The sequence below is a fragment of the Pseudomonas sp. 31 R 17 genome (assembly GCF_900004915.1).
Classification (GTDB): Bacteria; Pseudomonadota; Gammaproteobacteria; order Pseudomonadales; family Pseudomonadaceae; genus Aquipseudomonas; species Aquipseudomonas orientalis_A.
In genome coordinates this window covers 203,863-223,950 of sequence record NZ_CVTN01000056.1, presented here as the reverse complement: position 1 = coordinate 223,950, position 20,088 = coordinate 203,863, and the positions used below count along the sequence as shown (strand labels likewise).

Below are 20,088 nucleotides of genomic sequence, written 5' to 3'. Positions count from 1 at the left end.
GCCGGAGAGAGGGCACACCGAGCCTAGGCGAGGTGCCGAGTGGTGGGGCAAGAGCGTTTTGCTTACTTTTGCGCTTTTCAAAAGTGAGCCGCCGGGGCGGAACCCTAAGTGGCCGTTACCGCAGAAACGGATATGTACTCGATCTGATCCGACATCCTGGTCGGCCCAGAGGCCGCCATCGGGGGCAAGCCCCCTCCCACATGGGTATGCATTCCAAGTGTGGGAGGGGGCTTGCCCCCGATGTTTTTGAGGCTTACACCTGAGACTGAGCGCCTTCAAACCACTTGAGCTTCTCGCGCAACACCACCACCTCTCCCACGATCACCAGCGTCGGTGCATGCACTTCATGCTCCGCCACCATGCGCGGCAAGTCGGCGAGTGTGCCGGTGAACACGCGCTGGTTGGAGGTGGTGCCCTGCTGGATCAACGCTGCCGGCGTATCGGCAGCGCGGCCATGCAGGATCAACTGTTGGCAGATAATCGGCAAACCGATCAAGCCCATGTAGAACACCAGGGTCTGCGACGGCCCCACCAGGTCCTGCCAGGGCAGGTCCGACGTACCGTTTTTCAGGTGCCCGGTGATAAAGCGCACCGACTGCGCATAGTCACGGTGCGTCAGCGGAATCCCCGCATACGCCGCGCAACCACTGGCCGCGGTGATGCCCGGCACCACCTGGAACGGAATGCCGTGGGCCGCCAGTTCCTCGATCTCTTCACCGCCACGCCCGAAAATGAACGGGTCGCCGCCCTTGAGACGCAGCACGCGCTTGCCTTGCTTGGCCAGGTCCACCAGTTGCTGGTTGATCTGGTCCTGGGGCACGGCATGCTCGGCGCGACGCTTGCCGACATACACGCGCTCGGCATCACGGCGGCACAGCTCCAGAATCGCCGGGGCCACCAGACGGTCATACAACACCACGTCGGCTTGCTGCATCAGGCGCAAGGCGCGGAAGGTCAGCAGGTCCGGATCGCCCGGACCCGCGCCCACCAGGTACACCTCACCCGGTGCGTAAGGCGGTGCGCCATTGACCTTTTCGATCAGCAGGCGCTCGGCCTCAGCGCCCTGCCCGGCCAATTGACGGTCGGCAATCGGACCCTGGAAGACTTCTTCCCAGAACGCGCGACGCTGCTGCACATCCGGGTACAAGCCTTTGACCTGGGCACGAAAACGCGCCGCCAACCCGGCCAATTGGCCATAGGTGGACGGAATCCAGGTCTCCAGCTTGGCGCGGATCAAGCGCGCCAGCACCGGCGCATCGCCGCCACTGGACACCGCAATCACCAACGGCGAACGGTCGACGATCGCCGGGAAGATCACGCTGCACAAGGCTGGCGCATCCACCACATTGACCGGTACACAGCGACGCTTGGCATCACTGGACACCTGCGCGTTCAGTGGCTCGTCGTCGGTGGCGGCGATGATCAGCACGCAACCGTCGAGGTCGGCCTCCTGATAACCGCGCAACATCAGGTCCCCGCCACTGCCCAGTACCCGTTCACGCAACTGGTCTTCGATCTGGGGAGCAACCACCCGCAGCACTGCGCCGGCGTCAGCCAGCAGGCGGGATTTGCGCAAGGCAATCTCCCCCCCACCGACAACCAACACACGACTGCCGCGCAGGTTATGAAACAGCGGCAGAAATTCCATTTAGCCGATGACCTCGACGCCGCCCATGTACGGCTTGAGCACCTCAGGCACGCGGATCGAACCGTCTGCCTGCTGGTAGTTTTCCAGCACGGCCACCAACGTACGGCCTACGGCCAGGCCCGAACCGTTGAGGGTGTGCACCAGCTCCGGCTTGCCGGTTTCCGGGTTACGGAACCGCGCCTGCATGCGCCGGGCCTGGAAATCACCGCAGTTGGAGCACGACGAAATCTCGCGGTATTTATCCTGGCTCGGCACCCACACTTCGAGGTCGTAGGTCTTCACGGCGCTGAACCCCATGTCGCCGGTGCACAGCGCCAGTACGCGGTACGGCAGCTCCAGCAGTTGCAGGACGCGCTCGGCGTTGGCAGTCAGGCCTTCCAGCGCCTCCATCGACGTCGAAGGCTCGACCACCTGGACCATCTCGACCTTGTCGAACTGGTGCTGGCGAATCATGCCGCGCGTATCGCGACCGGATGCACCGGCTTCACTGCGAAAGCACGGGCTGTGGGCCACGAACTTCAACGGCAATTGCCTGGCATCGAGGATTTCGCCGGCAACGATATTGGTCAACGACACTTCGGCGGTCGGGATCAGGTATAGATCAGCGTCACCCTCGCGGCTGATCTTGAACAGCTCTTCCTCGAATTTCGGCAACTGGCTGGTGCCCATCAGCGCCGGCGCCTGCACCAGGTAAGGCGTGTAGGCTTCTTCATAACCGTGCTCGGCGGTGTGCAGGTTGATCATGAACTGCGCCAGGGCACGGTGCATGCGTGCGATCGGGCCGCGCAGCAAAGCAAAGCGTGCGCCGGACATTTTCGCGGCGGTCTCGAAATCCAGGCCGCCGGTCAATTCGCCCAGGGCCACGTGGTCCTTGATCTCGAAATCGAAGGCTTTCGGCGTGCCCCAGCGGCGCACTTCGACGTTGCCGTCTTCGTCTTCGCCAATCGGCACCGACTCATGGGGAATATTGGGGATGCCCAACAGGATCGAATCCAGTTCGGACTGGATTTTGTCCAGCTCGAGTTTGCCGTCGGACAGCTCGGTGCCCATGCGCTCGACGTCCGCCATCAGCGGCGCGATGTCTTCGCCGCGCTGCTTGGCCTGACCGATGGATTTGGAACGCGCATTCCGCTCAGCCTGCAGTGCTTCGGTGCGGGTCTGGACGGTCTTGCGCTGTTCTTCCAGCGCTTCGATGCGCGCAACATCCAGGGCAAAGCCACGGGATGCCAGGCGGTCCGCTACGTCCTGAAGGTTGCTACGTAACAGTTTGGAATCGAGCATGTCGGTCTCTCGTTTATCAAAGTTTGGTCAGGGACAGGCCGGCCCAGGTGGCGAGCAGCCCGCCGAACACGCTGATGCCCAGGTACCCGAAGGCGACCAGGGCCTGCCCGCTTTCCAGCAGGCGCAGCGTATCCAGTGAAAAGGATGAAAAGGTCGTCAGACCGCCTACAAAGCCGACAATCAAGCCGGCGCGAATTTCAATCGGCACTTCCGGGCGCAACAGGAACCAGCCGTACAACAGCCCGATGATCAGGCAGCCCACCAGGTTGACCGCCAGGGTCGCCGCATAGAAATGCTTCGGCCAATGGGCGCTGACCCAGGTGCCGGTGGCGAAACGCAATAATGTACCAGCGATGCCGGCTGCGGACACGGCAAGAATCGTCTTGAGCACTACTTTCTCCGCTGACGGGGGCTGAGACGGTCGAGTTGGGCCAGATGGTTGAGCTTTTCGCCGATCTTCAGCTCCAGGCCACGGGGCACCGGTTGATAGAGCGCCAGCGGCTCGAGCTCATCGGGAAAGTAATCTTCGCCGGCCGCGTAGGCGTCCGGCTCGTCATGGGCATAGCGGTATTCATCGCCGTAACCCAGCTGTTTCATCAGCTTGGTCGGCGCGTTGCGCAAATGCATCGGCACTTCGAGGGAACCATGTTCGGCCGCCGCTCGCAGCGCCGACTTGAAGCCCATGTACACCGCGTTGCTTTTCGGCGCGCAGGCCAGGTAAGTGATGGCCTGGGCCACCGCCAGTTCGCCTTCCGGGCTGCCGAGGCGCTCTTGCACGTCCCACGCGGCCAGGCACAGGCTCAAGGCGCGGGGGTCGGCATTGCCGATGTCTTCGCTGGCCATGCGCACCACGCGGCGCGCCAGGTACAACGGATCGCAACCGCCGTCGATCATGCGCGCGAACCAGTACAACGCGCCGTCCGGATTGGAACCGCGTACGGATTTGTGCAGCGCCGATATCTGGTCGTAGAACGCTTCACCGCCCTTATCAAAGCGCCGACGCGTGTCGCCCAGCAGGCTTTGCAGCAGGTCCACGCCAATCTCGCCGCCGTCTTCGGCAAGGTCCGAGGCGTTCTCCAACAGGTTGAGAAAACGCCGGCCATCGCCATCGGCGGCCGTGAGCAGGATCTTGAAGCCCTCTTCGCTGACGCTCAGTTGGCGCTTGCCCAGGCCCTTGTCTTCGCTCAAGGCGCGCTGCAACAACTTCTGCATCGCCGCTTCGTCAAGGCTCTTGAGCACATAGACGCGAGCCCGCGAGAGCAACGCGTTATTGAGTTCGAAAGAAGGGTTTTCAGTGGTGGCGCCGATGAAGATCAACGTGCCGTCTTCGACGTACGGCAGGAATGCATCCTGCTGCGACTTGTTGAAGCGATGCACTTCGTCGACAAACAGGATGGTGCGCTTGCCGTACTGCCCGGCCTGCTGCTTGGCGACTTCCACCGCCTGGCGGATCTCCTTGACCCCGGCCAGCACGGCGGAGACCGTTTCGAAATGCGCATCCGAGACCTTGGCCAGCAGCCGTGCCAGGGTGGTTTTACCCACCCCCGGCGGCCCCCAGAAAATCATCGAGTGCAGCGCACCCTGCTCCAGGGCTTCACGCAAGGGCTTGCCGCGAGCGAGCAGATGCTCCTGACCGACGTACTCATCCAGGTTGGTCGAGCGCAGGCGCGCGGCCAGGGGCTGGGCAATCGGGTCACTTCGAAACAGATCCATGGGCAGCGTTTGAAACCTCTGGGGAGTTTATTCCTGGATCACGTCGGCACCCTTGGGGATGTCGAACTTGAACTTGGACGCGGGCACAGGCTGGTTGGCCTTGACCCCGGAGAACAGGATATCGGTGCGCTGGCCAACGCTGTCGACCAGGCGCATGTTGTTGATCACGCCGTTGCCGAACGACAGCGACAGGGTGTCGAACAAGGTGTCCCTGGATTTGGGCTTGAGCGTGAACTCAATGACGTTGCTGGTTTGCTTGGAGGTGATGTCGAAACTGTCGTTGATCTTCGACACGTCCCCCGACAGCAGCAGCGCCGGCGTCTGGTTCAGGCGCGGGTCGAGCTTCTTGATGGTCGCCTGTTCCAGGTCCGGGTCCCACAGCGTGACTTTCTGGCCGTCGGACACGATGGTCTGCTCGGCCTTGCCTTCGGTGTGCCAGTAGAACAGGCCGGGGCGCTGCACGGCCATTTCGCCTGCGGTCTCCTGCAACTGGGTGCCACCGGCGTCCAGGGTCAGTTGGGAAAAGCGCGCGGTCAGGGTCTGGGATTTGTCCAGTAGGTTCTTCAGACTGGCCACGGAAGCCGGGTCAGCGTGGGCCGAAACGGCGGTCAGGGCCAGTGCCGGCAACAACAGCATGCGGATAATGCGCATGGGAGTCCTCATTGAATAGTCAGGGCGCGCCGCGTGCTGCCACGCGGCGCGGGATCAGTCGCGCATCTGCCCGGGGGCGATGATTTCGCGCGAGCCGTTGGTGTTCATTGCGGTGACGACGCCGGCGTGTTCCATGGCTTCGATCATGCGGGCGGCGCGGTTGTAGCCGATCTTCAGCTTGCGTTGCACGGCGGAGATCGAGGCACGGCGGCTTTCCAGCACGAACGCCACGGCTTCGTCGTAGAGCGCGTCGGTTTCGGCGTCATCGTCGCCACCCCCGCTGCCGCCGTCGAAGCCGCTGCCGGCCTCTTCCACGCCCGCGAGAATGTCGTCGTTGTATTCCGGTGCGCCACGCAGTTTCCAGGCTTCCACCACGCGATGCACTTCATCGTCGGAAACGAACGCCCCGTGGACACGGATCGGCAGGCTGGTGCCGGGCGGCATGTAGAGCATGTCACCGTGGCCCAGCAGTTGCTCGGCGCCGCCCTGGTCGATGATGGTCCGCGAGTCGATCTTGCTCGACACCTGGAACGCCATACGCGTAGGAATGTTGGCCTTGATCAGGCCGGTGATCACATCCACCGACGGCCGCTGGGTGGCGAGGATCAGGTGAATCCCGGCCGCACGGGCCTTCTGCGCGATACGCGCGATCAATTCTTCGACCTTCTTGCCGACGATCATCATCATGTCGGCGAATTCGTCGACCACCACCACGATGGTCGGCAGCTTGGTCAAAAGCGGCGCTTCGTCGTGAATGTTCTCGCGCTTGTACAGCGGGTCGGTCAGCGGCGTACCAGCGTCCTGGGCTTCCTTGACCTTGGCGTTGAAGCCGGACAGGTTACGCACGCCCATCTTCGCCATCAGCTTGTAGCGACGCTCCATCTCGGCGACGCTCCAGCGCAGGGCGTTGGCGGCGTCCTTCATGTCGGTCACTACCGGGCAGAGCAGGTGCGGAATGCCTTCGTAGATCGACAGCTCAAGCATTTTCGGGTCGATCATGATCAGCTTGGCGTCGTCCGGGCCCGACTTGAACAGGATCGACAGGATCATTGCGTTCACACCCACCGACTTACCGGAACCGGTGGTACCGGCCACCAGCAGGTGCGGCATTTTCGCCAGGTCGGTGATTACCGGCTTGCCGCCGATGTCGTGGCCGAGGGCCAGGGTGACCGGCGATTTGAAGTTGTCGTATTCCGGGGTCGACAGCACTTCGGAGAAACGCACGATCTGGCGGTCTTCGTTGGGAATCTCGATACCCACGGTGGTCTTGCCGGGAATCACTTCCACCACGCGCACGCTGGTCACGGCCAGGGAGCGCGCCAGGTCCTTGGCCAGGTTGGAAATGCGGCTGACCTTGACGCCTGCGGCCGGCTGAATCTCGTAACGGGTAATGACAGGGCCCGGGTGAATCGAGTCCACCGACACTTCGACGCCGAACTCCTTGAGCTTGATTTCCAGCAGGTGGCCGACGGCCGCCAGGGATTCGGGCGAGTAGTTGAGTTGTTTCTTTTCCGCAGGGTCAAGAATCGAGATCGGCGGCAAGGTGCCTTCGACGGCGCTGTCGATGAACAGCGGCGCCTGTTTCTCTTTCTGCACGCGGTGGCTGGGCTCGGGCGCCTTGGGCGGCGCGGGGGCGATCACCGGCGGCACCTGCTTCTCGCGATCGGACATGTGCTTGCTCAGGGCCTGTTCGCGCTCGATCAGGCGCTCCTTGACCTTGGCCTGCTCGCGGCGGTCCGGCGTGCTTGGGGCCACCACTTCGTTGACGCGGGTGTCCACTTCACGCAGTTGCGCAACCATCTGCTTGCGCTCCACGCGCGCCGCCCACCAGCGGTTGGCGGCGCCCTGGAACAACTCGAACAGGTCAAGGGTGATCTTGCCGGTCACGTCCATCACTTTGAACCACGACAGGTCGGTGAACACCGTGAGACCGAACAGGAACAGCGCGATAAACATCAGCGTGCTGCCCTGGATATTCAGGGTGCGCCGCGCCAGGTCGCCCAGGCTTTCGCCCAGCGCCCCGCCCGCGCCCGCCGGCAGACCGGTCGGTGCATGGAAATGGATATGGGCCAGGGCCGCGCCGGACAACACCAGGAACACCAGCCCGATCAGGCGCCAGGAGAACAGCCAGCCGCTCCACTGCCACGGCTCGTGACGCTGGCGGAAAATCTGCCATGTCTTGATCGCCAGCAACAGCGGAAAGATGTACGCGAAATAACCGAGAATCATGAACAGGATATCGGCGCTGTAGGAACCCACCGGGCCACCGAAATTCTGCACGTCATCGATTTTGCTGTTATGGCTCCAGCCGGGATCGTCCTTGCCATAGGTGAGCAAGGCCATCATCAGGAACAGGCACAGCGCGCCGATCGCGATCAGCGCACCTTCCTTGAGTCGGTAATGCAGGTGCTGACGCCAGGCCGGCACGACTGCTGCTTTGGGTGTTGCGGCGGATTTCTTCAAAACGGGTCTTTTCCTGCGCCTTTTAGCGCGTCCATCTGTTGAATGACTGCACACGACTGCTCTATCCGAGCAGCTGAAAAATGACAAATGTTGCTGAATCTACTTTTTAACACTGCATAACCCATGGATGAAATGGCGATAACGCCATGATCGCCGCATTGTACGGGTTTGCGTGCGCGATGCCACGCACTTGCCCATCACCCGGCGGCCTGAGCCGTTCACGTGTTGCAGCCTGTTCAATTTGAGCATGCATTGTCTTTGCTGACAAAGGCTTATGCGCTGTATTTACCAATCAAGGCAAGCTTGGCAAATGGCCTGCATTGGCCAGACCCGATTACGACCGCACCTTATACGCAGAGTTGCAGAAACACCCTTACACGCTAAACCAGCTCGAGCAGCCATTTGCGCTGGCCCCGAGGCGCTGCGTCGACAATAATCAGGTCCTGGGGCAGGCGCCCGACCTGCCACTCCCCTCCCCTTCCGTAAGCCTGGATGCCATGCTGACCTGGTTACAACGCGACACCCTGACCTTCCCGCCGCTGGCCAAGGCCATGCGCGAACCCAACGGCCTGCTTGCCGCCGGCGGCGACCTGTCGGCCGAACGATTGATCCAGGCCTATCGCCACGGCTGCTTTCCCTGGTTCTCCGAAGGCCAGCCGATTCTCTGGTGGTCACCCGACCCACGCACGGTGATCTTCCCCGACGAGCTGCACGTCTCGCGCAGCCTGGGCAAATTATTGCGTCAACAGCGCTACAGCGTGACGTTCGATCAGGATTTCGCAGCGGTCATCCAGGCCTGCGCGGCGCCTCGTGCGTATGCGGACGGCACCTGGATCACTGAAAGCATCCAGAGCGCCTATCTGGAGCTGCATCAGCGTGGTTACGCGCACTCCGTGGAGGTCTGGGACCAGGGCGAGCTGGTCGGCGGCCTGTACGGCCTGGCGATGGGCCAGTTGTTTTTTGGCGAATCCATGTTCAGCCGCGCCGATAACGCCTCGAAATTCGGCTTCGCCACGCTGACCCGGCAATTGCAGGCCTGGGGGTTTGTGCTGATTGACTGCCAGATGCCCAATGATCATTTGCACAGCCTGGGCGCACGCGGCATACCGCGCAGCGAATTCGCCGGGTATCTGCGCGATCATTTGGACCAGCCCAACTCGGCGCCGTGGGTTTCTTAGGCGCCATCCGCATACCTGGCTTACACTTATTTCAAAGCTTATTCCGAGGGTTGATCATGACCGAGTTGGCGCGCTTGAAGTTTTATGCCACTCAAGCCCACTCTTGCAGCTATCTGCCCGACGAGCAGGCCACCACACTGTTCCTCGATCCCAGCCAGCCGATGGACGTGCATGTGTACGCCGACCTGTCGGAGATGGGCTTTCGGCGCAGCGGCGATCACCTGTACCGACCGCATTGCCAGAACTGCAACGCCTGCGTGCCGGCGCGCATCCCGGTGGCGCAGTTTTTACCGGATCGCAACCAGAAACGCATTCTCAAGCGCAACGCCGACCTGACGGTAAACGCGGTCAAGCCGCAGTACAGCGAAGAATATTTCGACCTCTATCAACGCTACATCGAGCAACGCCATGCCGACGGCGATATGTTCCCGCCCAGCCGCGACCAATTTTCCACGTTCCTGGTGCGTGACCTGCCTTTTTCGCGCTTCTACGAATTTCGCCTCGACGGACGGTTGCTGGCGGTGGCGGTGACCGACCTGCTGCCCAACGGGCTGTCGGCGGTGTACACCTTCTATGAGCCCGCCGAAGAACGCCGCAGCCTGGGGCGCTTTGCGATTCTCTGGCAAATAGGTGAAGCGCTGCGCCTGGAACTGGAGGCGGTGTACCTCGGATACTGGATTAAAAACTGCAAAAAGATGAACTACAAGACCCAATATCGGCCCATTGAGCTACTGATTAATCAAAGATGGGTAACGCTTAACTAGAACCCCTTGGCTTGAACACCCTTTTTCGGGCACAATGCACGCCGCTTTTGCCTGGCGCAGTTGCACCGGGCCATTCACTGGATACCGAGGGCTTTACTGCATGTCGAAAGAAGACAGCTTCGAAATGGAAGGCACTGTCGTCGACACCCTGCCCAACACCATGTTTCGTGTGGAGTTGGAAAATGGGCACGTCGTAACCGCGCATATCTCCGGCAAGATGCGCAAGAACTACATTCGTATTCTTACCGGTGACAAAGTGCGCGTCGAGCTGACGCCCTATGACTTGAGCAAAGGGCGCATCACTTACCGCGCTCGCTAAGCAAGTCAATACAAAACGCCCGGTTATGCCGGGCGTTTTTGTGTGTGTGCAATTTACCAAGTACCAAAACCCAATGTGGGAGGGGGCTTGCCCCCGATAGCGGTAGATCAGTCACTCATGTAGCGACTGAAACACTGCTATCGGGGGCAAGCCCCCTCCCACATTGGCGCCCGTAGCTATCGATCAGGCCATTTCCGCCGTGGTTTCGAAGTCGAAGGTCAGTTCGCCGTCCTTCAGATCGATATGCACCACGCCACCATGGTCGGAAAGCTCGCCGAACAGGATTTCTTCGGCCAACGGCCGCTTGATCTTGTCCTGGATCAGACGCGCCATCGGGCGTGCGCCCATTGCCGCGTCGTAGCCACCTTCGGCAATCCAACTGCGCGCCGCTTCGGTGACTTCCAACTGCACGCGCTTGTCTTCCAACTGCGCCTGAAGCTCGGTGAGGAACTTGTCCACCACGCTTTTGATAACCTCATGACTGAGGCGACCAAACTGGATAATGGTGTCCAGACGGTTGCGGAACTCCGGCGTGAAGCTCTTCTTGATCACTTCCATTGCATCGGAAGAGTGATCCTGATGGCTGAAGCCGATCGAAGCCCGCGCGGCGGTTTCGGCACCGGCGTTGGTGGTCATGATCACGATCACGTTGCGGAAGTCCGCCTTGCGCCCGTTGTTGTCGGTCAGGGTGCCGTGGTCCATCACCTGCAGCAGCAGGTTGAAGACTTCCGGGTGGGCCTTCTCGATTTCATCGAGCAGCAATACACAATGCGGCTGCTTGGTGATCGCTTCGGTCAACAGACCGCCCTGGTCGAAACCGACATAGCCCGGAGGCGCACCGATCAGGCGCGACACGGTGTGACGCTCCATGTATTCGGACATGTCAAAGCGCACCAGTTCGATGCCCATGGCCTTGGCCAACTGCCGCGCCGCCTCGGTCTTGCCGACGCCGGTGGGGCCTGCAAACAGGAACGAACCCACGGGTTTGTCCGGCGACTTGAGGCCCGCACGCGATAGCTTGATCGCGGTGGACAATGCGTCGATGGCCGCATCCTGGCCGAATACGGTCAGCTTGAGATCACGCTCCAGGTTACGCAGCAGCTCCTTGTCGGAACTGTTGACGTGTTTAGGCGGAATCCGCGCGATCTTCGCCACGATGTCCTCGACCTGAGGCACGTCGATGCGCTTTACACGCTTCTCGACCGGCTGCAGGCGCTGGTAGGCACCCGCCTCGTCGATCACATCGATGGCTTTGTCCGGCATATGCCGGTCATTGATGTAGCGTGACGCCAGCTCAGCCGCCGCACGCAGGGCTTCATCGGTGTACTCGATGCCATGGTGCGCTTCGAAACGCCCCTTGAGACCGCGCAGGATGCCGATGGTGTCTTCAACCGAAGGCTCGGACACATCGACTTTCTGGAAGCGCCGCGCCAGGGCACGGTCTTTCTCGAAGATGCCGCGAAACTCCTGGAACGTGGTCGAGCCGATGCAGCGGATATCACCGGACGACAGCAACGGTTTGAGCAGGTTGGACGCATCCATCACCCCGCCCGACGCGGCACCCGCGCCAATAATGGTGTGAATCTCGTCGATGAACAGGATCGCCTGCGGGCGTTTTTTCAGTTCGCCGAGCAGCGCCTTGAAGCGCTTCTCGAAATCGCCACGGTACTTGGTCCCGGCGAGCAATGCGCCCAGGTCCAGGGAGTAGACGACACTGTTGGCCAGCAGATCCGGCACCTGGTTGTCGACGATACGCTTGGCCAGGCCTTCGGCAATCGCGGTTTTACCCACGCCCGCCTCACCGACCAGCAACGGGTTGTTCTTGCGACGCCGCGCGAGGATCTGCGCTACGCGCTCAACCTCCAGCTCACGCCCCACCAGCGGATCGATCCGCCCCTGGCGCGCCAGTTCATTGAGGTTGCTGGCATAGGCATCCAGCGGGTTGCTTGAAGAAGAAGACTCACCGCCCTCGTCGTCCTGCATATCCTGCTCACCCTCGGAATGATCGCCGTGCCCGGGCACCTTGGAGATGCCGTGGGCGATGTAGTTGACGACATCGATACGGGCCACGCTCTGCTGCTTGAGCAGAAACACGGCCTGGCTTTCCTGCTCGCTGAAAATCGCCACCAGCACATTGGCGCCCGTGACTTCACGCTTACCGGAGCTCTGTACGTGGAAGACAGCACGCTGCAATACCCGCTGGAAGCCCAGGGTTGGCTGGGTCTCACGGTCCTCGTCATGCACGGGGATCAGTGGCGTCGTGGAGTCGATAAACTCCTGCAGGTCATGCTTGAGTTTGTCGAGGTTGGCGCCGCACGCACGTAGAACGGTGGCGGCAGCTTCGTTATCCAAAAGTGCCAGCAGCAGGTGTTCGACGGTCATGAATTCATGACGCTTCGAACGAGCCTCCTTGAAGGCAAGATTGAGGGTGACTTCGAGCTCGCGGTTTAACATAGCTTCACCTCATACCCAAGTGGTCGGCGTTAACCGTCCTTCTCGATTTCACAGAGTAGCGGATGCTGGCTTTCCCTGGCGTACTGGTTGACCTGCATGGCCTTTGTCTCGGCGATGTCGCGGGTAAACACTCCACATACTGCCCGTCCTTCTGTGTGAACGGCCAGCATTACCTTGGTCGCCAACTCGCGGTTCAGGTTAAAAAACACCTCGAGCACTTCGACCACGAAATCCATCGGTGTGTAGTCATCATTGAACAAAACCACCTTGTACATCGGCGGCGCCTGTAAAGCAGGCTTGGCCTCCTGAACAGCAATGCCTGCAGAACCGTCGTCGTCATGTTCCTGATCCGGGCGATCCTGATTGAATGTTAGTCGAATCTGGCTATTTGCATGCATGGAAAGAAAGGTTCGTCAGTGGTTCAAATACAGTGGTGGGGGCGACCTGTCAGATTTTCAACTCCAACCCTTTGGTCGCCTTGACTATCGGCAAATCGGTGTTACAACCAATAGAGCCCACAGTGGGTAAAAAAGGTCCGCGCAGTCAACCTTATTTATTCGGGTTAGGACGGATAGACGGGATGATACTCCAGTGATGGAGTCTGGTGCAGAGGGATAAGGGAATGGCTAGTGGTAAGGTCAATTGGTTCAACAACGCCAAAGGGTTTGGGTTTCTTCGAGTGGAAGGCTACGAAGAAGACATTTTCGTGCATTACTCACAAATAGAAATGGAAGGGTATAAAACGCTGAAAGCGGGCCAGCTTGTGCAGTTCGAAAAAATTGTTGAAGGCCGAAAAGGAAAACAAGCCGAAAGAGTTTCTCCTGCCACGACCCCAGCGACCGACGAGCCTTTGGCAATGACCGCCCAGAAAGAAGAAACAGCCTGATCCTGCATCCTGCGTCGGGCGAAAAGACCGGCCACTCCAATCATCGGATGGCCGGCTTTTCATACAGCGGCTTTACATATGCGAAATCAACGCATCACCAAAGCCCGACGACGACACCAATGTCGCCCCCTCCATCAGCCGCTCGAAGTCATACGTCACGGTCTTGGCCGAAATAGCGCCGTTGGTGCCTTTTATAATCAGATCCGCCGCCTCGACCCAGCCCATATGCCGCAGCATCATTTCCGCCGACAGAATCAATGAGCCCGGGTTGACCTGATCCTTGCCCGCATACTTCGGTGCAGTACCGTGGGTGGCCTCGAACATGGCCACGGTGTCCGACAGGTTGGCGCCCGGCGCGATACCAATGCCGCCCACTTCCGCCGCGAGGGCGTCGGACAAGTAGTCGCCGTTGAGGTTGAGCGTCGCAATCACATCATATTCAGCCGGACGCAACAGGATCTGCTGGAGCATCGCATCGGCGATCGCGTCCTTGACCACTACATTCTTGCCGGTCCTGGGGTTCTTGAACTGCATCCACGGCCCGCCATCGAGCAGGGTCGCGCCGAACTCCTCGGCCGCCACTTCGTAGGCCCATTCCTTGAAGGCACCTTCGGTGAACTTCATGATGTTGCCTTTGTGCACGATGGTCAGCGAGTCGCGGTCGTTATCCACCACATATTGCAGAGCCTTGCGCGCCAGGCGCTTGGTGCCCTCTTTCGACACCGGCTTGACGCCAATCCCGCAATCCTGGTCGAAACGGATCTTGGTAACCCCCATCTCCTCCTTGAGGAACTTGATCACCTTGATCGCCTCGGGCGAACCGGCCTTCCACTCGATGCCGGCGTAAATGTCCTCGGAGTTCTCGCGGAAGATGGTCATGTCCACGTCCCCGGGCTTCTTGACCGGGCTGGGCACGCCTTCGAACCAGCGCACCGGGCGCAGGCACACATACAGGTCGAGTTGCTGGCGCAGGGCCACATTCAGGGAACGGATGCCGCCGCCGACCGGGGTGGTCAGCGGGCCCTTGATGGACACCACGTAATCCTTGACCGCGTCCAGGGTTTCCTGGGGCAGCCAGGTGTCCTGGTCGTAGACTTGAGTGGCCTTCTCACCGGCATACACCTCCATCCACGAGATCTTGCGCTTGCCGCCGTAGGCCTTTTCAACAGCAGCGTCGACCACCTTGATCATCACCGGGCTGATGTCGACGCCGATACCGTCTCCTTCGATATACGGGATGATCGGTTGGTCAGGAACATTGAGAGAATGGTCTGCATTGACGGTGATTTTGTCGCCGACTGCCGGAACCTGAATCTTCTTGTATCCCATGCTGAACTCCATCTATGGATTGAACATCTGGCTGCGTTCGAGCCTACTCCAGATAAATGGCGACTGAAACCTCACGCCATGCTCATTTGCGTCGAAAACAGCATAACTTGTCGCCTACAAGCCTGAAAGCAAAGGGAAAACCGCCAATCTTGAGCACAACGTGCGACGTTGCCCGCACCCGGCCCGCCTGCGACCTTTAGACCAATGGACGACCCACCTTTTGTATGAAGGCTCAGCGTAAGCATAGCGACCTATGTATAATGCCGCCGCTGACCAAAGAGTCACGACGGTTGACCGCTCTAGACAGTAGCCTTCAGCCAGAAAGCAGGACTATTACAATAGTCCAAACGCTTGACGCTCGACTGATGCAACCCAACATCACCGCGAAGAACACTCGACATTTCGCTCATGGATGACTTTGAACGAACGCGCTCCACCCGGCGCATCTCGAGTTTCTGCGCACGCTTTCAGCAAAGAAGAGAGTTAATCCGAATATGCCCACCCGCTCGAAGATCATCTACACCTTCACCGACGAAGCCCCAGCCCTCGCCACCTATTCACTGCTGCCTATCGTAGAGGCCTTCACCGCTTCCGCTGATATTGCCGTGGAAACCCGCGACATTTCCCTCGCCGCGCGCATCCTCGCAAGCTTCCCCGAGCAACTGGGCGCCAAGGCCATCCCGGACCACCTCGCCGAACTGGGCGACCTGGCCGTTACGCCTGAAGCCAACATCATCAAGCTGCCTAACATCAGCGCCTCGACCCCGCAGCTGCAAGCCGCGATCAAGGAACTGCAGGCCCAGGGCTACGCCCTGCCGGACTACCCGGAAACCGTAACCACCGACGCGGAAAAAGAAACCCGTGCACGTTACGACAAGGTCAAGGGCAGCGCCGTGAACCCGGTACTGCGCGAAGGCAACTCCGACCGCCGCGCACCGCTGTCGGTCAAGAACTACGCACGCAAGCACCCGCACAAAATGGGCGCCTGGGCTGCCGACTCCAAGTCGCACATCGCCCACATGAGCAATGGCGACTTCTACGGCAGCGAAAAAGCCGTACAGATCGAAGCCGCTGACGCTGTCAAAATCGAGCTGATCGCTCAAGACGGCACCGCCACTGTCCTGAAGGAAAAGACCTCGGTACAGGCCGGCGAGATCATCGACACCGCCGTGCTGAGCAAAAAAGCCCTGCGCGCATTCATCGCCGCCGAGATCGAAGACGCCAAGAAGCAAGGCGTGCTGCTGTCGGTTCACTTGAAAGCCACCATGATGAAGGTCTCCGACCCGATCATGTTCGGCCAGATCGTCGCCGAGTTCTATAAGGACGCCCTGGCCAAGCACGCCACCGTGCTGGAGCAGATCGGCTTCAACCTGAACAACGGCATCGGCGACCTGTACGCCCGTATCAAGGCGCTGCCGGCCGACCAGCAGGCGCAGATCGAAGCGGACATCCAGGCGGTCTACGCCGCTCGCCCATCGCTGGCGATGGTCAACTCCGACAAAGGCATCACCAACCTGCACGTGCCGAGCGACGTGATCGTCGACGCCTCGATGCCGGCCATGATCCGTGACTCCGGCAAAATGTGGGGCACCGACGGCCAGTTGCACGACACCAAGGCCGTGATCCCGGATCGCTGCTACGCCACCATCTACCAGGCCGTCATCGAAGACTGCAAGGCCAATGGCGCCTTCGACCCAACCACCATGGGCAGCGTGCCGAACGTTGGCCTGATGGCCAAGAAAGCCGAAGAGTACGGTTCCCACGACAAGACCTTCCAGATCAAGGCTGACGGCGTCGTCCGCGTCACCGACAGCCAGGGCAAGCTGCTGATGGAACAGTCGGTCGAAGCCGGCGACATCTTCCGCATGTGCCAGACCAAAGACGCGCCGATCCAGGACTGGGTCAAACTGGCCGTCAACCGCGCTCGCGCCAGCAACACCCCGGCCATCTTCTGGCTGGACCCACAGCGCGCACACGATGGCGTCGTGGTCGAGAAAGTTCAGGCTTACCTGAAAGACCACAACACTGAAGGTTTGGACATCCGCATCATGTCGCCGGTCGACGCGATGAAGTTCACCCTGGAGCGCACCCGCAAGGGCCTGGACACCATCTCGGTGACCGGCAACGTACTGCGCGACTACCTGACCGACCTGTTCCCGATCATGGAACTGGGCACCAGCGCCAAGATGCTGTCCATCGTGCCGCTGATGAACGGCGGTGGCCTGTTCGAAACCGGCGCCGGCGGCTCGGCGCCGAAACACGTGCAGCAGCTGGTGGAAGAAAACTTCCTGCGCTGGGATTCCCTGGGCGAGTTCCTGGCCCTGGCCGCGTCCCTCGAGCATCTGGGCGTGACCTACAACAACCCCAAGGCCCTGGTATTGTCCAAGACCCTGGACCAGGCCACCGGCCAGTTCCTCGACAACAACAAGTCGCCATCGCGCAAAGTCGGCAACATCGACAACCGCGGCAGCCACTTCTACCTGGCGCTGTACTGGGCCCAGGCCCTGGCCGCCCAGACCGAAGACACTGCCCTGCAAGCGCAGTTCGGCGAACTGGCCCAGACCCTGGCCGCGAACGAAGCAACCATCGTTGCCGAGCTCAACGCCGTACAGGGCAAGCCAGTGGACATCGGCGGCTACTACGCGCCGAACCCCGAGCTGACCAGCAAGGCCATGCGTCCGAGCAGCACCCTCAATGCGGCGATTGCCAAGTTGAAGTAAGGTTGTAAAGGAACATCACAAACCCCGGCCATGTGCCGGGGTTTCTGCGAATGTGAGTAGTCACGAGGAAGCATTGGCGTACTCTGAAATCCATACTGAGCGAATCAACGCAATTACCTCACACCTGTAAGCAGGATTCCAACCCGCTCGCTCTTTAGGTATCACAGCAAATTGAGGTAGCACTGGCAAACTGAAAATGCCATCAAGGCTCTTTAAACCCGACACTTGTGCTACAAATGGCAACAATGTAATACCGACTCCCGCCTGCACCGCAGACCGCAACGACATCAAGTCTTCCGATTCATAAACGCAATGCCATTTGATACCACTCTCTTCTAGACTTCGGATCGCTAGAGTGCGAAGCCCACAGGGCGGCTTGAACAAAGCGAGAGGAACATCATACGGCTTATCGGTCATGTCAGCGCTATCGCCAGCAAACCATCTAACCGATAATGTATGCCAAGGACGCTCATGCATTTCTTTCAGTTCATCTATAACGAGACATAAGTCGATCTTACCCTCATTAACCGCATCTAATAAAAAGCCTGATCTAGCGACTTTCACTACCATTTGTATGCTTGGAAAGTGAATAGCCATGCTGGAAATAATCTTGGGGAGGACCCTCTCACAAAAATGCTCCGGCATACCTACTATGATCGTTTGTCTTTTCTCTACCCTTTCAAACAGCCTACCGACTTTATCGTTACAAACAACGATATCCTTGGCATAACCAAAAAGCTTTTCTCCCTCCAGCGTCAACAATACCTGCCGATTTTCCCTCGCAAATAACGCCACCCCCAATAAGTCTTCTAATCGTTTGATCTGTTGACTGATAGCAGGCTGGGTCAAGCTTAACGCTTCGGCCGCACGTGTAAAACTCTTAGTTTCGCCCACTTTTATAAAGCTTCGCAACGACTGAATATCAAGATTGATTCTCATGGCAGGCCACCGATCGAAATTGTGTTCCGATTGTGGCAAATCAACGTCGCGCTCGCCACTAGCTATTCGGCTAGGTGCGGGCTAAATACACGAATGAAAATATACAAAAAATGTTTAATTGAATAGTTTTCTGTCATCCCATTCCCACAATCGAGCGTTGATGGTATTCAAAATACGTATCGGAAGTTAGCGCCAATCTAGCTAAAACATATTCTGCTCGCTCCGCCGAATGACGAGCGTTTATTTCTAAAGCGCTGGTAAAAAAGAACGCGCCGCTTGTCAACTCTCCCAGGACAGTGATCCTGTCATCCACATACCCCAGACTATTAATCAAGCTGCCCGACTCGATAGACACCTTCACTCCGCCGAATGGGTCCGCGCACCCAATTCCCTGCTGAAGAATATTTTGAACCAAAGGGTTATCAAACTTACTCACATCTCGAGGGGTACCAGTAGCCACTACAACGGAGTCATATTCGTAGCAACTTGTATTCGCCAGATCAGCCACCGTTAAGGTAAATCGCCCACTGTACTCAATCGTCTCAATTTCACCTTTGATAATTGATAGCTGCCCGGATTCGAGTAATAGCTTTATTTTTAATGCATTCTCAATTGGAATTGAGACACGGTAGGCCATCCACCAACTCGAGTAACCCAAGAATATCTTCTTATCCTCGTCCGGCATTGCAGGCCAAATCAAATCGAGTACAGCATTTGTAGAGTAGAGAACGGATTGCCAAAACCGCGGGTGATGGGCAGCAGCTATTTCTGCCTCAAGAAACTCTACCGCTGGCCTTTGGGAACACATAGTTGGCCAATCGGCCATACAAATCGGCCCGCCCTCTATGGCTAACTCCTGCGTCGTCCAAAGAAGCACGTCTTCAAGTCGCACTACGCCAGCGCGAGAAATACAAGATCTAACATTTTCCTCTGTCAGAATCGTCGGTTGATAGCGTGCCTGAGTCCCCCTGACACTGGGCAGGGCTCCCGTGCGTGAATGCAACGTAATAGGCCCTTTATGGCCATTTGCAGTAAGCCCGATCACCGCGTCGATAGCACTCAGTCTTGATCCGACAATCGCTACACTTTCCTGCTTTTGAATTAGGCGGCATGTGCGCTTGATCGGATAAGGGCTGGAGAAGAAATTTTTAGCAGTAGCAAGATGTCGGTATTCTAAACTGCGCGCATTACCACAACTAAGCACTACATGATCACTAGGAAAGGAGAGATTCCCATTTGTTGACACCACGATCCTCCCGTCATGCGAGAAACTGATATTGACGACCTCGTCATGCACTGGCATTAATTGGCAGCCGAGCTCTACCGCGCTTTTGACCAAAAACTGAATCATGTGCGCAAGATACAATCCAAACAAAGACCGAGGAAGAAACGCCTGCGGGCAAAGATTAATATCAGGGAAGTCGTATTCCCAAATTTCACGATTAGCCAATAACCACGTGTAGAAATGTCCAGGCTGGTCAGGGAAAGGCGAGATGAATTCCGCTCGCGTATTTAAAATATTTGTACTGCAATCTTCAGAATAGGCAAGTCCTCGACCACATTGAGATTGCTTATCCAGCAAAAATATCGACACGTTCGAACGACAACCATATCTCTTTAATCCGTTTAAAACCGCGTAGATAAAAGAGACACTTGAGGCGCCGCCACCGATTACCGTAATTACTTTACTAGACATAACAACCTCCCACAGAATTGACTTTCTGGATGTAACATCTAAACTTT

16 protein-coding genes are annotated in these 20,088 nt (G+C 58.6%); 5 read left to right on the top strand and 11 right to left on the bottom strand.

Annotation, left to right across the window (positions count from 1 at the left end):
• Nucleotides 1-253: 253 nt before the first annotated feature.
• From cysG to BFP89_RS08015, 6 genes are read right to left on the bottom strand one after another with little or no spacing between them, the layout of a single operon-like run.
• Nucleotides 254-1,648, bottom strand: coding sequence for a siroheme synthase CysG (gene cysG / locus BFP89_RS08040; RefSeq protein WP_065884970.1), 1,395 nt, complete (start codon nt 1,646-1,648; stop codon nt 254-256).
• Nucleotides 1,649-2,929 (bottom strand): serine--tRNA ligase, encoded by a 1,281-nt coding sequence (serS, locus tag BFP89_RS08035; RefSeq protein ID WP_065884969.1) that lies wholly within the window; start codon nt 2,927-2,929, stop codon nt 1,649-1,651.
• Nucleotides 2,930-2,945: 16 nt separating this feature from the next.
• The gene (crcB, locus tag BFP89_RS08030; protein ID WP_057721801.1) at nt 2,946-3,320 is read right to left on the bottom strand and encodes a fluoride efflux transporter CrcB; all 375 of its coding nucleotides are present in this window, start codon (nt 3,318-3,320) and stop codon (nt 2,946-2,948) included.
• Nucleotides 3,320-4,642: a replication-associated recombination protein A gene (locus BFP89_RS08025; RefSeq protein WP_057721800.1), complete on the bottom strand. Its 1,323-nt coding sequence runs from the start codon at nt 4,640-4,642 to the stop codon at nt 3,320-3,322. Before BFP89_RS08025 ends, crcB begins: the two co-directional genes overlap by 1 nt.
• Nucleotides 4,643-4,669: 27 nt before the next feature.
• Nucleotides 4,670-5,293 (bottom strand): outer membrane lipoprotein chaperone LolA, encoded by a 624-nt coding sequence (gene lolA / locus BFP89_RS08020; protein ID WP_065884968.1) that lies wholly within the window; start codon nt 5,291-5,293, stop codon nt 4,670-4,672.
• A 54-nt stretch (nt 5,294-5,347) separates the two neighbouring features.
• Nucleotides 5,348-7,756: a DNA translocase FtsK gene (locus tag BFP89_RS08015; RefSeq protein ID WP_065884967.1), complete on the bottom strand. Its 2,409-nt coding sequence runs from the start codon at nt 7,754-7,756 to the stop codon at nt 5,348-5,350.
• 497 nt (nt 7,757-8,253) lie between these two features.
• Here BFP89_RS08015 and aat point away from each other — a divergent pair, with 497 nt between their 5' ends.
• The 3 genes from aat (at nt 8,254) to infA (ending at nt 10,017) form a co-directional block, all read left to right on the top strand.
• Nucleotides 8,254-8,934 (top strand): leucyl/phenylalanyl-tRNA--protein transferase, encoded by a 681-nt coding sequence (gene aat, locus BFP89_RS08010; RefSeq protein WP_065884966.1) that lies wholly within the window; start codon nt 8,254-8,256, stop codon nt 8,932-8,934.
• A 56-nt stretch (nt 8,935-8,990) separates the two neighbouring features.
• Nucleotides 8,991-9,698, top strand: a complete 708-nt coding sequence (locus BFP89_RS08005) for an arginyltransferase (protein WP_065884965.1) — start codon at nt 8,991-8,993, stop codon at nt 9,696-9,698.
• A 100-nt stretch (nt 9,699-9,798) separates the two neighbouring features.
• Nucleotides 9,799-10,017 (top strand): translation initiation factor IF-1, encoded by a 219-nt coding sequence (infA, locus tag BFP89_RS08000; protein ID WP_002553999.1) that lies wholly within the window; start codon nt 9,799-9,801, stop codon nt 10,015-10,017.
• Between the two features lie 183 nt (nt 10,018-10,200).
• Here infA and clpA read toward each other — a convergent pair whose 3' ends face one another.
• Nucleotides 10,201-12,471 carry an ATP-dependent Clp protease ATP-binding subunit ClpA gene (gene clpA, locus BFP89_RS07995; RefSeq protein WP_065884964.1) on the bottom strand — a complete coding sequence of 757 codons (2,271 nt, stop codon included), beginning with the start codon at nt 12,469-12,471 and terminating at the stop codon, nt 10,201-10,203.
• Between the two features lie 29 nt (nt 12,472-12,500).
• Nucleotides 12,501-12,869, bottom strand: a complete 369-nt coding sequence (gene clpS, locus BFP89_RS07990; RefSeq protein ID WP_005789091.1) for an ATP-dependent Clp protease adapter ClpS — start codon at nt 12,867-12,869, stop codon at nt 12,501-12,503.
• Nucleotides 12,870-13,093: 224 nt separating this feature from the next.
• On the opposite strand from clpS, the gene BFP89_RS07985 reads away from it, so the two are divergent.
• Entirely contained in the window at nt 13,094-13,357 is a 264-nt protein-coding gene (locus BFP89_RS07985) for a cold shock domain-containing protein (protein WP_065885049.1), read from the top strand.
• A 72-nt stretch (nt 13,358-13,429) separates the two neighbouring features.
• Here the strand turns inward: BFP89_RS07985 and icd are convergent, their stop codons facing one another.
• The gene (gene icd, locus BFP89_RS07980) at nt 13,430-14,686 is read right to left on the bottom strand and encodes an NADP-dependent isocitrate dehydrogenase (RefSeq protein ID WP_065885048.1); all 1,257 of its coding nucleotides are present in this window, start codon (nt 14,684-14,686) and stop codon (nt 13,430-13,432) included.
• Nucleotides 14,687-15,180: 494 nt separating this feature from the next.
• Here icd and BFP89_RS07975 point away from each other — a divergent pair, with 494 nt between their 5' ends.
• Nucleotides 15,181-17,406 (top strand): NADP-dependent isocitrate dehydrogenase, encoded by a 2,226-nt coding sequence (locus BFP89_RS07975; protein ID WP_065884963.1) that lies wholly within the window; start codon nt 15,181-15,183, stop codon nt 17,404-17,406.
• Nucleotides 17,407-17,466: 60 nt separating this feature from the next.
• Here the strand turns inward: BFP89_RS07975 and BFP89_RS07970 are convergent, their stop codons facing one another.
• Nucleotides 17,467-18,345 (bottom strand): LysR family transcriptional regulator, encoded by an 879-nt coding sequence (locus BFP89_RS07970; protein ID WP_065884962.1) that lies wholly within the window; start codon nt 18,343-18,345, stop codon nt 17,467-17,469.
• Between the two features lie 133 nt (nt 18,346-18,478).
• Entirely contained in the window at nt 18,479-20,041 is a 1,563-nt protein-coding gene (locus tag BFP89_RS27205) for an FAD/NAD(P)-binding protein (protein WP_176718403.1), read from the bottom strand.
• Nucleotides 20,042-20,088 lie beyond the last annotated feature (47 nt).